Annotated in this window: 16 protein-coding genes and 2 tRNA genes; 6 read left to right on the top strand and 12 right to left on the bottom strand. The window is 29.2% G+C overall.

Features of this window, described 5'->3' with window-relative positions; translation table 11 throughout:
* From CBD51_006355 to CBD51_006345, 3 genes are read right to left on the bottom strand one after another with little or no spacing between them, the layout of a single operon-like run.
* Positions 1 to 579, bottom strand: a complete 579-nt coding sequence (locus CBD51_006355) for a threonylcarbamoyl-AMP synthase (GenBank protein RPG57948.1) — start codon at positions 577 to 579, stop codon at positions 1 to 3.
* Entirely contained in the window at positions 579 to 1,664 is a 1,086-nt protein-coding gene (locus CBD51_006350; protein RPG57947.1) for a glycosyltransferase family 1 protein, read from the bottom strand. Before CBD51_006350 ends, CBD51_006355 begins: the two co-directional genes overlap by 1 nt.
* A gap of 11 nt (positions 1,665 to 1,675) precedes the next feature.
* Positions 1,676 to 2,512, bottom strand: coding sequence for a 2,3,4,5-tetrahydropyridine-2,6-dicarboxylate N-succinyltransferase (locus tag CBD51_006345; protein ID RPG57946.1), 837 nt, complete (start codon positions 2,510 to 2,512; stop codon positions 1,676 to 1,678).
* Positions 2,513 to 2,602: 90 nt separating this feature from the next.
* Here CBD51_006345 and ruvX point away from each other — a divergent pair, with 90 nt between their 5' ends.
* From ruvX to CBD51_006330, 3 genes are read left to right on the top strand one after another with little or no spacing between them, the layout of a single operon-like run.
* Positions 2,603 to 3,022 carry a Holliday junction resolvase RuvX gene (gene ruvX / locus CBD51_006340; GenBank protein ID RPG57945.1) on the top strand — a complete coding sequence of 140 codons (420 nt, stop codon included), beginning with the start codon at positions 2,603 to 2,605 and terminating at the stop codon, positions 3,020 to 3,022.
* Positions 3,019 to 3,573: a peptide deformylase gene (def, locus tag CBD51_006335; GenBank protein ID RPG57944.1), complete on the top strand. Its 555-nt coding sequence runs from the start codon at positions 3,019 to 3,021 to the stop codon at positions 3,571 to 3,573. The genes ruvX and def overlap by 4 nt, the downstream gene beginning before the upstream one ends.
* A gap of 4 nt (positions 3,574 to 3,577) precedes the next feature.
* The gene (locus CBD51_006330; GenBank protein ID RPG57943.1) at positions 3,578 to 4,336 is read left to right on the top strand and encodes a nucleoside triphosphate pyrophosphohydrolase; all 759 of its coding nucleotides are present in this window, start codon (positions 3,578 to 3,580) and stop codon (positions 4,334 to 4,336) included.
* Between the two features lie 181 nt (positions 4,337 to 4,517).
* On the opposite strand, the gene CBD51_006325 is transcribed toward CBD51_006330, so the two are convergent.
* The gene (locus tag CBD51_006325) at positions 4,518 to 5,150 is read right to left on the bottom strand and encodes a YceI family protein (protein RPG57942.1); all 633 of its coding nucleotides are present in this window, start codon (positions 5,148 to 5,150) and stop codon (positions 4,518 to 4,520) included.
* A 44-nt stretch (positions 5,151 to 5,194) separates the two neighbouring features.
* Here CBD51_006325 and CBD51_006320 point away from each other — a divergent pair, with 44 nt between their 5' ends.
* On the top strand, positions 5,195 to 5,578 hold the full coding sequence (locus CBD51_006320) for a hypothetical protein (protein ID RPG57941.1): 384 nt from the start codon (positions 5,195 to 5,197) through the stop codon (positions 5,576 to 5,578).
* Positions 5,579 to 5,581: 3 nt separating this feature from the next.
* Here the strand turns inward: CBD51_006320 and CBD51_006315 are convergent, their stop codons facing one another.
* Genes CBD51_006315 through CBD51_006295 form a run of 5 tightly spaced genes read right to left on the bottom strand, consistent with a single transcriptional unit; the run spans position 5,582 to position 10,202 of the window.
* Entirely contained in the window at positions 5,582 to 6,670 is a 1,089-nt protein-coding gene (locus CBD51_006315) for a M42 family peptidase (protein RPG57940.1), read from the bottom strand.
* Between the two features lie 12 nt (positions 6,671 to 6,682).
* Positions 6,683 to 7,183 (bottom strand): ferritin, encoded by a 501-nt coding sequence (locus tag CBD51_006310; protein ID RPG57939.1) that lies wholly within the window; start codon positions 7,181 to 7,183, stop codon positions 6,683 to 6,685.
* A gap of 36 nt (positions 7,184 to 7,219) precedes the next feature.
* On the bottom strand, positions 7,220 to 8,398 hold the full coding sequence (locus CBD51_006305; GenBank protein RPG57938.1) for an aspartate aminotransferase family protein: 1,179 nt from the start codon (positions 8,396 to 8,398) through the stop codon (positions 7,220 to 7,222).
* A 10-nt stretch (positions 8,399 to 8,408) separates the two neighbouring features.
* Positions 8,409 to 9,350, bottom strand: a complete 942-nt coding sequence (locus CBD51_006300) for a transketolase family protein (GenBank protein ID RPG57937.1) — start codon at positions 9,348 to 9,350, stop codon at positions 8,409 to 8,411.
* Positions 9,351 to 9,356: 6 nt separating this feature from the next.
* A complete protein-coding gene (locus tag CBD51_006295) occupies positions 9,357 to 10,202 on the bottom strand; it encodes a transketolase (protein RPG57965.1) in 846 nt (281 codons plus the stop codon).
* 130 nt (positions 10,203 to 10,332) lie between these two features.
* Between CBD51_006295 and CBD51_006290 the strand changes: the two genes are divergently transcribed.
* Both CBD51_006290 and CBD51_006285 read left to right on the top strand, forming a co-directional pair.
* Entirely contained in the window at positions 10,333 to 10,731 is a 399-nt protein-coding gene (locus CBD51_006290) for a hypothetical protein (protein RPG57936.1), read from the top strand.
* Between the two features lie 170 nt (positions 10,732 to 10,901).
* Positions 10,902 to 11,126: a hypothetical protein gene (locus CBD51_006285; protein ID RPG57935.1), complete on the top strand. Its 225-nt coding sequence runs from the start codon at positions 10,902 to 10,904 to the stop codon at positions 11,124 to 11,126.
* 16 nt (positions 11,127 to 11,142) lie between these two features.
* On the opposite strand, the gene CBD51_006280 is transcribed toward CBD51_006285, so the two are convergent.
* From CBD51_006280 to CBD51_006270, 3 genes are all read right to left on the bottom strand, one after another.
* Positions 11,143 to 11,226 (bottom strand) — tRNA-Leu (locus CBD51_006280).
* Between the two features lie 12 nt (positions 11,227 to 11,238).
* Positions 11,239 to 11,311: transfer RNA gene (locus CBD51_006275), tRNA-Lys, on the bottom strand.
* 27 nt (positions 11,312 to 11,338) lie between these two features.
* Positions 11,339 to 12,499: a hypothetical protein gene (locus tag CBD51_006270; protein RPG57934.1), complete on the bottom strand. Its 1,161-nt coding sequence runs from the start codon at positions 12,497 to 12,499 to the stop codon at positions 11,339 to 11,341.
* Between the last annotated feature and the right edge of the window lie 38 nt (positions 12,500 to 12,537).

Here is a 12,537-nt window from a genome sequence, read left to right as displayed (position 1 = left end):
TTAATTCCTGATAATTTCTATTCTAGATTTGCCAATTATTTTTATCAGCTTAGATGCTTTGTTATATGCATCATTCTTTACAAATGCCTCTGGAATAATGTAGTCAACTGAATTTTTTATTGTATCATCAATATTATCTAATTTATCTGGAGTCTTATTGCCAGAAATATTTGCAGAAGTTGATGTGATAGGTTTTTTAAAACTATTTAATAATTCATTTAAATTTGATTTTTTTATTATTCTAATAGCAATTGTATCTTGATAAATCAAGGTTTTGGGTAAGTTAATGGGATTATTGTAAATAATAGTTGTAGGTCTAGATGATTTATTTATTATTTGATTAACAATTTTTGGTACAGAATTAATATAATTGTTCAATAAATCTTTGTTATGCATAAGTAGTATTAAAGGTTTTTTTGTAGATCTCTTTTTAATTTCATATACTTTTGCAATTGCTTCAGCATTTGTGGCATCACAACCAATTCCCCACACAGTATCGGTTGGATATAATATAGTTCCTCCGGCGTTTAAAACTGCAATGCTTTTTTTTATAATACTATTTTTAATATCAATATTCATTATGTTAAATTATGATAAAGATCGCTTAATTTTTTGGCTTGACTATGTTCATTAAATTTTTTAACGTAGTTTAAGTTTTTTTCAATTCTAATTCTTCTTTCATCTGATTCGATTGTTATTTTTTTTATTTGTTGAATTAAGGATTCAAGTTGATTTTGTTTGAAGTAATAGGCATGTTCTCCGCCTATCTCTTTAAAAATTTGATTATCGGAAATTACCACTGGGACAGAGCAGTACATCGCTTCAATTATTGGTATACCAAAACCCTCATCAATAGATGGATATATCAAACCTTGACTTCTTTTGTATATTTCGGCTAATATTTTTGTGCAATTTATTGTTAAGAAAGTGACTCTGTGTTCTAAATTATTTTGTTTAATAAAATTTTTTATTTTTTTATTTAGTTTTCCAACACATATTAATTTTATGTCGTCAATTTTTTTCACTGCTTTTAGTAAAAATTGTAGATTTTTTCTTTTTTCAGCACCACCTACAAATAAAATATATGGTTTTGAAATTTGATTTTTTAATTGTGAGTCAATTTGAACTTTTTTATTTAAATTAATATAATCCCTATGGCACGATTGATATATAACATCGATTTTTTTGGGATTTATATTATAATAATTTATAATATCTTCTTTTGTTTGTTTACTAATTGCAATAATTTTAATAGCCTTTTCACAAGCATATTTACTTTTAAAATTATATATATTTCTGTCAATTATATTGTAGAATTGCGGATATTTTAGGAAGAGTAAATCATGAATAGTAACTATACTTTTTATACTAATTCCATATGGTAGTTCATTACTTAAACCATGAAATAAGTCAATATTGAGTTTATTTATATCATTATTAATAGATTTAAACCTCCAGTAGTTTTTATTAGTTCCTTTTGTAGGTTTTATAATATGTGTATTAGGTCGATTAATATTAAATATATTATCATTAGTATTGGTTGTAAAAAGGTGAAACTGATCTTTTTGATTGTGTTCTGTAACAGAATCAATAACAGATCTACTATAATTCCCTAGTCCTGTGGAATTATTAAAAGCTCTTTTTGCATCAAATCCTATTTTCAAAATTCATATTGTTAGGTTGAAATTTCAAAATCTCTAAGAACAGCGTTTAAGCTAGTTTTTTTATTAGTACTTTCTTTTCTTTTTCCTATGATTAATGCACATGGTACAGAGAATTCACCTGCTTTAAAATCTTTCTTGTAAGTACCTGGAATTACTACTGATCTTTCTGGTATTTCAGCATGATAATATACTTTTTTTGATCCTGACACATCAATGATTTTGGTGGAACTTGTTAATATTACACCTGCCCCAATAACAGCTTCTTTGTTTATTTTTACACCCTCAACAATAATACATCTTGAACCAATAAAACAATTGTCTTCAATAATTACTGGACTAGACTGTATGGGCTCTAAAACTCCACCAATTCCAACTCCACCACTGATGTGAACATTTTTTCCAATTTGCGCACATGATCCTATTGTTGCCCATGTGTCAATCATAGTTCCCGAATCAATATATGCACCGATATTAACATAAGAAGGCATGAGCACTACATTTTTGTTTACAAACGATCCATATCTAACAATTGCATGTGGGACAACTCTAATATGTTTGTTTTTAAAGTCTTTTTTTAAAGGTATTTTGTCATGAAATTCAAAAGGTCCTATTTCGATGGTTTGTATTTCTTGTATTTTAAAATATAATAGGATGGCTTTTTTGACCCATTCATTAATAATCCATTTATTATTTTGTTTTTTTGCAACTCTAATTTTTCCATTTTCTATTAATGTAATTGTTTTTTGGATCCATTTATGATGCTTTAGGTCAATTTTTTCCTGACTATAAACAAGATTTACAGTTTCTTGACAAGTTTTTAATACGTCCTGATTTTTAATTTTATCCATACTATATCAAATATATATAAAAAAACAGTTAAGATATGTTTAGTATGATGTTGAATTTCTATTAATTTTGTCTATTAATTATAATTATTAATGGGAAGGATATTAGCTATAGATTATGGATTAAAACGAATTGGTTTAGCTCAAACTGATGAAATGAAATTGATTGCGTCTCCACTAGATACTGTATCTTCAAAAGATATTTTTAAATATTTACATAGTTATTTTCAAAATGAAAATATAGAATCTATTGTAATAGGTGACCCTAAAACACTAGATAATAAACCAGCAATTATCACAAAAAAAATTTTAGTATTTAAAGATAAATTAAAAAAAATGTGTGATAAACCTATTTATTTCATTGATGAACGATTTACATCTAGAATAGCTTTAAAATCTTTAGTTGATATGAATACTACAAAAAGACAAAGAAGAGACAAATCATTAGTAGATAAAATTAGTGCAACATTAATACTACAGTCTTATCTATACAGAGAAAAAAATATTTTATGATTTTACCTATATATATATATGGTCATCCCGTTTTGAGAAAAAAATGTATGTTAATTGATGCCGATTATGTTGGTTTAAGTGAATTAATTAATAATATGTTTGAAACTATGGAAAATGCAAGCGGGATTGGTCTTTCAGCTCCTCAAGTAGGTTTATCTATACAATTATTTGTAATTGATTTGGTTCCATATTCTCTAGAAGACTCTTCTGTTCCTGCAATTCGAGAGGTATTTATTAATCCTACAATTATTGAAGAATTTGGGGTTTTATCTACTCACAATGAAGGTTGTTTAAGTATTCCAGATATTAGAAGTGATGTTGAAAGAAAAAGTAGTATCAAGGTCAAATATTTTGATCAAAACTTTAATAAGAAAAATATGACACTTGATGGTTTATTTGCTAGAGTTTTTCAGCATGAATATGATCATTTAAATAAAAAATTATTTATTGATTATTTGGATCCTATGAGAAAAAATAGAATAAATAGAAAATTAAGTTCTATACTAAAGGGTAAGTTTGCTAAAAATTATCCAGTTATATTAAAAAAATAATTCTATGGAAGATGTTACAAAAGCATTTGAGGCCCTTATAAATGTTATGCATGAATTAAGAGAAAAATGTCCTTGGGATAAAAAACAAACTAAGGATACATTAAGGTATTTAACTATCGAAGAATGTTATGAACTATCGGATGCAATTATTGCTAATAGCTATGATGGAATGAAAGAGGAACTCGGTGATATGTTATTACATATTATTTTCTATTCAGTTATTGCTAATGAAAAAAATAAGTTTACTTTAACTGATGTGATCAATAGTCAAAGGATTAAGCTTATTGAAAGACATCCTCATATTTATGGAGATGTAAAAGTAAATGATGTAAAGGATGTGAAAAGAAATTGGGAATTATTAAAATTAAAGGAAAAAAATAAAAAATCTATTCTTTCAGGTGTTCCTAAATCTCTTCCTACTATGTTAAAGAGTTATAGAATTCTAGAAAAAGTAAAAGGTATAGGATTTGATTTTGAAAATTCAAATGAGTCCCTTAATAAGGTTATTGAAGAAATAAATGAATTTAACTTAGAATTAAATAATAATGATGATAAAGCAAGTGATGAGTTTGGAGATATCTTATTTGCTTTAATAAGTTATGCTCAAAATCTAGGTATAAATGCAGTGAATGCATTAGAAAAAACAAACAAAAAATTTATTAAAAGATTTCATAAAATGGAAGAATTCATTGCAAAAGATAATAAACATATTTCAGATTATTCTAAGAAGGAATTAAATTCCATTTGGAATAACAAGGATTAGTTTATGATATTAAAATAAGAATTGTTAAAATTATGCTCATGTAAATTATAGTTGGTATAATTTTAAAATTAAATTTTTTATATGACGTGTATTCTTTTCTGTAGCCCCATAAACAATATAAAATATAAATACCGCTGCCAATTAATGCAAATAACCAATGACCTAATGTAATACTATCCATTTACTTAAATGTTAATGGATTTAGCGTAATTGTAAATTCATCATTAATAAAGTGATCGCCTAAATCAGGAAAAATACTTTTAGATTTATACTTTATATCATATAATGTTCGATCTATATTGATTACAGCTTCATATGATAAATTCTCAATTTCGTTATATTTAAAACTAATTTCGTGAGAAATTCCTTTAATAGTAAGTGTGCCTTTCATTAATTCTTTAGTTACTTCTTCAATGATAAAGGTAGCAGTAGGATGCTTTTCTACATCAAAGAAATCAGGGTCTTTTAAATGGCCTTCTATCGAAGCTTTCTTTTTCCCCTCTAAATCTGTGCAAGTAATACTGTTCATGTCAAGCATAAATTTACCAGATTGAATGTTGCCATTTTTATCAATTGTTATTGCACCCCTTCTAACTTTAACATTACCGTTGTGTGATCCTGTGGGTTTTGTACCTATCCACTCAATATTACTTTTTTCTTGATCAATAGAGAATGTTCCTGATGATATTTGTTTTGAATCATTATTTTTTTGTTGAATACTTTGAGTGTTTGTATTATTTTGGTTATTTGTACATCCATGAAAAATAAATATGAATGTTAATAAAAATGCGTTAAAAAAAAGTAGTTTTTTCATAGGTTTTATTTTAATTTGATTCCAAATTTAACAATTATTAATAAATGAAAAAACAAATTGAGCAAGTAAGAAGATTTCATGATGCTTTTGGCATTAAAAATAACTATTCGCCTCATGCGGTATTAGAAAGTGATGTTATTGATTTAAGACATCGATTAATGCATGAGGAAAATGAAGAGTATTTAGAAGCTTGTAAAAATGGTGATTTAGTTGAAATTGCAGATGCTTTAGGTGATATGATGTATATTTTATGCGGAACTATTTTGTCGCATGGCTTACAAGATAAGATGGAGGATATATTTGAGGAGATTCAAAGAAGCAATATGTCAAAATTAGGTGATGATGGGAAACCAATATATCGGGAAGATGGAAAAATATTAAAAGGCCCTAATTATTTTAAGCCTGATATCAAGAAAAATTTAGATTAGTAATTATTTTAGATATCTAAAGTCATGGTTATTTTTGATATTCAGTAGGCTACTGTATATTAATTTAATCACATTTTCTACATCTTTTTTAGCAACTGTTTCAACAGTTGTATGCATGTACCTTAGCGGTAACGATATTAATGCAGAAGCAACTCCTCCGGTATTAAAAGCAAAAGCATCTGTATCAGTACCAGTAGCTCTTGATGCAGCAGCTCTTTGAATATCTATTTTATTCTTTTCTGCAGTTTTTATAATCAGTTTCAATAGGTTATTTTGAACGGCAGGTCCAAATGTTACTACTGGGCCTTTTTCCATTTTACAGTCACCTTCTTTAATTTTATTAATCATTGGTGTGTGTGTATCATGAGTTACATCTGTTACAATAGCTACATTAGGTCGGATTGTTTCAGTAATCATCTGAGCACCTCTAAGTCCAACTTCCTCTTGCACGGAATTAGTAATATATAAGCCAAATGGTAATTTTTTCTTATTCTCTTTTAATAATCTAGCTACTTCTGCAATCATAAACCCACCCATTCTATTATCTAATGCGCGACCAACAAAAAAACGTTTATTCATAGTCATAAATGTATCTTTATAAGTCACTACATTACCAACCTCAATACCCATTTCTTTAACTTCTTTTGCTGATCTAGCACCGCAGTCTAAAAAAATATTTTCTAGTTTTGGTACTTCTTCTTTGCCTCCTCTTCTGGTGTGTATAGCAGGCCACCCAAAAACTGCATCAACAGTCCCTTTGTCAGTGTGTATATTAACTCTTTTAGATGGGGCAATTTGATGGTCAGAACCTCCATTTCTAACTAGATAAATAAACCCATCTTTTGTAATATAGTGTACAAACCAGGATATTTCATCAGCATGTGCTTCTATTACTACTTTATATTTGTGTTCAGGGTTAATAATACCTACTACAGTCCCATAAGTATCTACTATATGTGTATCAATGTATGGTTTAATATAATTTAACCACATTTTTTGTCCTTCAGATTCGAAACCAGTTGGGGAAGGGTTATTGATGTATTTTTCTAGAAAATCAAATGATTTTTTATTTAGGATACTTTTTTTCGACATGATTAAAATAATTTAATTTTTAACGGGGTTCATACTCATTATATCTCTGTCAAATAAATATAGTCCACCTTTATCATCACCAATTAATTTTAGTTTATCTAATATGTGTCTAGCTAATGCTTCTTCTTCAATTTGTTCTGCTACATACCATTGCATAAAATTATGAGTAGTGTAGTCTTTATCCTTTAAGCATATGTCAACAACTGTATTAATTTCTTGACTTACCATTACTTCATGATCAAGAAGGTCTTGAAATACATGACTTAAACAGTCAAATACCTTTGGTGGTTTAGGAAGTGATGGTACGATTGCATGACCTCCTCTTTCATTAATATATTTGATGAGTTTTAGCATATGTTCTCTTTCTTCATCTGAGTGTCTATAAAAGAAGCTTGATACTCCTTCTAAACCTTTTGTTTCTGCCCATGATGCCATAGCAAGATAGAATTGAGAAGCATTAGCTTCTAGTTCAACTTGTTTATTTAGTGCTTTTTCTACTTTTTTTGTTAACATAATGATTTTTTTTATGAATTTACAAAAAAGAATATATTATTCAGCCAAGGTTTGTTGGATAATTTGGCATGATTTTATTATGTCTTTTTTACTGATTGTCAGAGGAGGGGAAATACGCATATTTTTTTTGTCAAATAAAAAGTAAAATGTGATAACACCGTTATGTAAAACTTTTTTTACAATTTCTTGACAAGTTTCTTCATTTTCAAATTCTATAGCTATCATTAAGCCTATACCATGTATTTTTTTAATTTTTGGATGTGTTAGGTGTTTTTTAAATAAGTCTCTTTTTTTATTAACTAATTTAATAATATTAGAATTTTTTAATTCTTGTAAAGTGGCTAGTGCAGCTGCACAAGAGGTTGGATGACCTCCAAATGTTGTAATGTGTCCTAATGAAGGATTAGTACTGAGATAGTCCATATTTTTTTTTGAACTAATAAAAGCACCAATAGGCATTCCGCCTCCCATCCCTTTAGCCAAGCATAAAATATCAGGTAAGACATTAAACAACTCAAAACCAAACATTTTTCCTGTTCTACCAAAGCCTGTTTGAATTTCATCAAAAATGAGTTCAATAGAATGTTTAGTACATCTTTTCCTTATTTCCTCTAACCAATCTTGATTAGCTACAATAAAATTTGTTCCTCCTTGAACTGGTTCTATAATAATTGATGAAACATCGTTTTTTAGAATATCTAAATCTTCAAAATTATTATATCGTATGTGTTCATGGTGAGGAATAAGAGGTCTGTATTTTGTTTTCATAATCTCAGTGCCCATCGCACTAAGAGAGCCCTGTGTACTACCGTGATAGGAATTAAAACATGAAATAACTTTTTTTCTTCTATTTTTTCTCTTAGCCAATTTGATTGCACCTTCTATAGCTTCTGTTCCAGAATTTACCAAATAAGTACAGTTGAGTTTTTTCGGTAAATACTCTGCTAACGATTTTGCTAATTCTAACGGCTTTTTTTGAATAAATTCACCATATACCATGACGTGTGTATGTAGGTCTAATTGGTTTTTTACAGCATTAATTATTGCTGGGTGACTATGACCCAGTGTGCAACTTGAAACACCCGCTACTAGATCGATATATTTTTTTTTGTCAGTAGTGTAGATATAGCTGCCTTTTGCTTTTTCAATATCTAATAAAAAAGGATGTTTTGTAATTTGTGCTTGATACTTTAAGAAAGCTTCTTTTCTATTCATGGTGGAATAATTAACCTTTCTTTTTTATTACTTGCATAGCAGCTTTAAAAATACTATCTCGATCAATTTTGTATTTTTTCATTAAATCCATTGGTTTCCCACTTTCTCCAAAAGAATCATTTACCCCTACGAATTCTAGAGGGACTGGTAAATTTTTAGAGGTTAATTGTGCTATGCTTCCTCCAAGCCCACCCAGTATTTGATGTTCTTCAGTTGTAACTGCACATTTTGTTTTATTAATTGATTTTAAAACGGCTTCTTCGTCTAGTGGTTTGATAGTTGTGATATTAATAATGTCACAGTTGATATTGTGTTTTTTTAATTCTCTACTAGCTTCTAGAGCTTCCCAAACAGTGTGTCCAGTAGAAAAAATTGAAACATCATCACCGTCTTTTAATTTTATTGCTTTACCTATTTTAAATGGTTCATTTGAAGTAAAATTAGGTACTTTAGGTCTTCCAAATCTTAAATATACTGGTCCTTTATATTGAGCAATTGCAATTGTTGCTTGTTTAGTTTGATTATAATCACATGTATTGATTACAGTCATTCCTGGTAACATTTTCATTAGTCCAATATCTTCAAGTATTTGATGGGTGGCACCATCCTCTCCAAGAGTAATTCCAGCATGAGATGCACAGATTTTTACATTTTTTCCAGAATATGCAATCGATTGTCTTATTTGATCATACACTCTCCCAGTAGAAAAATTTGCAAATGTTCCGGTGAAGGGTATTTTTCCACCAATTGTCATTCCAGCTGCTATACCCATCATATTTGCTTCAGCAATGCCAATTTGGAAGAAACGCTCAGGGAATTCTTTTTCAAATGCATCCATTTTTAGTGAACCCGTTAGGTCAGCACATAATCCCACTACATTAGGGTTAGATCGTCCAAGTTCTAATAAACCTGCTCCAAATCCGGATCTTGTATCTTTTAATTCAAATTCCATAATAGTTTAATAATCACCAAGGGTTTCTTCTAATTGGTTTAATGCTTTTTCTAATTGTTCATCGTTCGGTGCAATTCCATGCCATTTATGCGAGCCCATCATATAATCAACTCCACACCCCATTTCAGTATTTAATAGTATGCAAATTGGCTGATTGTTAGATGTTAATTGTTTTGCTTGGTGCAATAGATTTAATACACTTTCGAGATTATTACCATCTTCTACTTCAAGTACTTTCCAATTAAATGCTGAAAACTTTTCTTTTAAATCACCAAGAGCTAGTATTTCATCTGTTGACCCACATATTTGTTGTCTGTTAACATCAATTGATAGTATTAAATTATCTACTTTTTTTGCACCTGCATACATAACAGCTTCCCATATTTGACCCTCTTGTAGTTCTCCATCGCCACAAAGGCAATAGACTGTATGTTTATCAGAATTTAGTTTTTTACTTAATGCACTTCCAATAGCAACTGACAAACCCTGGCCAAGAGAACCAGATGCTATTCTAACACCAGGTAATTTTTCATGTGTAGTTGGGTGTCCTTGTAGTCTACTATTTATTTGTCTAAATGTTTTTAGTTCATCAATTGGGAAATAACCAGACCTTGCTAAAACACTATAGTAAACAGGAGATATATGACCGTTAGATAAAAAGAAAAGATCTTCTTGCTTACCATCCATCTCAAAATTTGTTTTGTGATTCATGACATCAAAATATAGGGAAACAAGAAACTCAACGCATCCTAATGATCCTCCTGGATGTCCTGATTGACATCCATGTACCATACGCACAATATCACGTCTAACTTGTGAGCATATATTTTGTAATTCTGTTGTCTGGGCCATCATTTAATAAGTTGATTTAAAAATAGATTATTTATTCATAAGAAATTAGAATTGTTGAAAAGTATTAATAATTTTGTTTTTAGTTATGTCAAAATTTTGTTTTTCAATCGCTTTTTTTCTGTCTCTAATTATGTTTTCACAAAGTGATAAATATAATGTTAAGAATACGGGGGTAAACATGACGGTTGCTATTTTAGCTGTTGATGATTTAATTTTATCAGGTGATACCATTGTAGCTCTTTATAAGGCAGAGGGTTTGAGTAAAAAAGATGTAAATCCATTTACTCATCCAAATGATTTTTTAATTGCAGGATTAACTATTTGGAAAGGAATTAGGTTAGCAATTGCTCTTTGGGGTAATGACAGCACGTCAGAAGTAAAAGACGGTTTTTTTAATGAAGAAACTATTTACTGGGCTATTGTTAAAAATAATCAATATTTGCCCATCCAATTGTTTTATAGAGCAGGTCAAAATACTTGGGAGCCTAATGGAATCCATATTGTTGATTCTTTACAATTAGCTATTTAGATAATTATTTTTTTATAACGAATATGAATAAATTTTTAAGTCGGTTCTCGACATTATTTGGTATTATATATTTTATTTACTAAACATAGTATCATATTTCTTATAATCAATCTAATTTAGTACTAACAGCAAATTATATAGGTGTTTTTTTATTATTGATTGCTGGAATAGTGAACTTAAAATCAAAACAAGGAATAGGTTTATTATGTGGTGCTATGGGATATAAATCTTGTCTAATGTGTAGGGTGTTTATCTGGAGAATAGAAGCAATATGTGCAGATGAACTTCTAAATTATGAAAACTTACAAGTAAAAGTTTTGATTCTAGAATTACTTGTGTCATTTTCAGCATTTATAATTTCTTTTGTAAAATATTTTTCAAAAAAAAACAACTAAATTTTATGTTAAAATGTGCCCAGAGCGGGAGTCGAACCCGCACGCCCATAAGGACACATGGCCCTCAACCATGCCTGTCTACCAGTTCCAGCACCTGGGCGATTTGGTTATGTGACCTGGCTGGGGCTCGAACCCAGGACCCTCTCCTTAAAAGGGAGATGCTCTACCAACTGAGCTACCAGGTCATTAAATGAATTGTGCAAATATATAATTTATTTAATTATTGGATGCCTATTAAATTCAGCTTTTTTATCAAAAATATAACGATAGGTTGTTAATTTCTGATAAATATCACTTCCCAGGAAACTTTCACAGACTTTTATCATCTTTGGATTAAAGTCACCAATCCAGCTTTGAATAACATATTGATATCCATCTGCAAGCATTTTTTCACTAGTATGGTTCGCTAAAGCAGATTCTAAGCCTAGTTTTTGAAATTTTGGTATTACCCCAAAAACAAGAGCAGCTACAGTATCAGTTTGATTGAATGTTTTATGGTAAAGAAATTTTAGTTTACCTATTGTATTTAAATTGCCATTTACGTATTTCAAGTACTTATTAGCATCTGGAATTGCAATAAAAAAACATATTGGTGTATCCTTATAATAGCCAAACCATATCAATCTTTGATCAATAATAGATTTCATTTTTCGAAACATCTTTTCAGCTTGCTCTAATTTAAGGGGTTTAAAAGTGTGATGTGTTCCCCAGGCTGCATTATACACTTCAATAAATTGTTGAGCATATTTTTTATAATCATGATTTTTCATATGATCAAGTGAAAAGTGTGGTCTAGATTTAATTCTTTCTGCACGCTCATAAAATTTTTTAGGATATGGTTTCTTTAAGTCTTTACAATATACATGTTGATGATAGTAAACTTGAAATCCAAAATTTTCAAATAAGTCTTTATAATAGTTAAGATGATAGTTTTGCCCATAGACAGTGTGTCGGTCAAAACCTTCAACCATAAGTCCCCAATATTTTTCTTTCTCACCAAAATTAATGGGTCCATCCATGGCTTCAATGTTTTTGTGTTTGAGCCATGAAATTGAGGTTTCAAATAATAAGTTTGCAGCTTTTTGATCATTTATGCATTCAAAAAAACCAATTCCTCCTATTTTTAGTGAATCTTTTGAGTTTTGTTTTTTACTATAAAAAACAGCTATTCTACCAACTATAAGATTATTTTTTTGTAGAATAAATCTTTCTACTTCACCATGTTTATGGTATGAGTTTTTTTTTGGATTGAACACAGTTTCCACATCTTGTTCAATATGCGGGATCCAGTTTTTTTGCTCCTTATATAGCGTGTAAACTAATTTATGAAATTCAGATATTTCAAATTTGTTTCTTACTTTTATAATATTCATAGTGATTAAAACAGAAGTTATTGATTGTGAAATTAATA

The organism is Flavobacteriales bacterium TMED191 (assembly GCA_002171975.2).
Lineage (GTDB): Bacteria > Bacteroidota > Bacteroidia > Flavobacteriales > TMED113.
This window is presented reverse-complemented; position numbering and strand designations above follow the sequence as displayed.

Bases quoted from the DNA above. Each gene is read 5' to 3' on its own strand.
- CBD51_006355 (RPG57948.1), bottom strand. From the start codon at position 579: ATGAATATTGATATTAAAAATAGTATTATAAAAAAAAGCATTGCAGTT.
- CBD51_006345 (RPG57946.1), bottom strand. From the start codon at position 2,512: ATGGATAAAATTAAAAATCAGGACGTATTAAAAACTTGTCAAGAAACT.
- ruvX (RPG57945.1), top strand. From the start codon at position 2,603: ATGGGAAGGATATTAGCTATAGATTATGGATTAAAACGAATTGGTTTA.
- def (RPG57944.1), top strand. From the start codon at position 3,019: ATGATTTTACCTATATATATATATGGTCATCCCGTTTTGAGAAAAAAA.
- CBD51_006330 (RPG57943.1), top strand. From the start codon at position 3,578: ATGGAAGATGTTACAAAAGCATTTGAGGCCCTTATAAATGTTATGCAT.
- CBD51_006325 (RPG57942.1), bottom strand. From the start codon at position 5,150: ATGAAAAAACTACTTTTTTTTAACGCATTTTTATTAACATTCATATTT.
- CBD51_006320 (RPG57941.1), top strand. From the start codon at position 5,195: ATGAAAAAACAAATTGAGCAAGTAAGAAGATTTCATGATGCTTTTGGC.
- CBD51_006315 (RPG57940.1), bottom strand. From the start codon at position 6,670: ATGTCGAAAAAAAGTATCCTAAATAAAAAATCATTTGATTTTCTAGAA.
- CBD51_006310 (RPG57939.1), bottom strand. From the start codon at position 7,183: ATGTTAACAAAAAAAGTAGAAAAAGCACTAAATAAACAAGTTGAACTA.
- CBD51_006305 (RPG57938.1), bottom strand. From the start codon at position 8,398: ATGAATAGAAAAGAAGCTTTCTTAAAGTATCAAGCACAAATTACAAAA.
- CBD51_006300 (RPG57937.1), bottom strand. From the start codon at position 9,350: ATGGAATTTGAATTAAAAGATACAAGATCCGGATTTGGAGCAGGTTTA.
- CBD51_006295 (RPG57965.1), bottom strand. From the start codon at position 10,202: ATGGCCCAGACAACAGAATTACAAAATATATGCTCACAAGTTAGACGT.
- CBD51_006290 (RPG57936.1), top strand. From the start codon at position 10,333: ATGTTTTCACAAAGTGATAAATATAATGTTAAGAATACGGGGGTAAAC.
- CBD51_006270 (RPG57934.1), bottom strand. From the start codon at position 12,499: ATGAATATTATAAAAGTAAGAAACAAATTTGAAATATCTGAATTTCAT.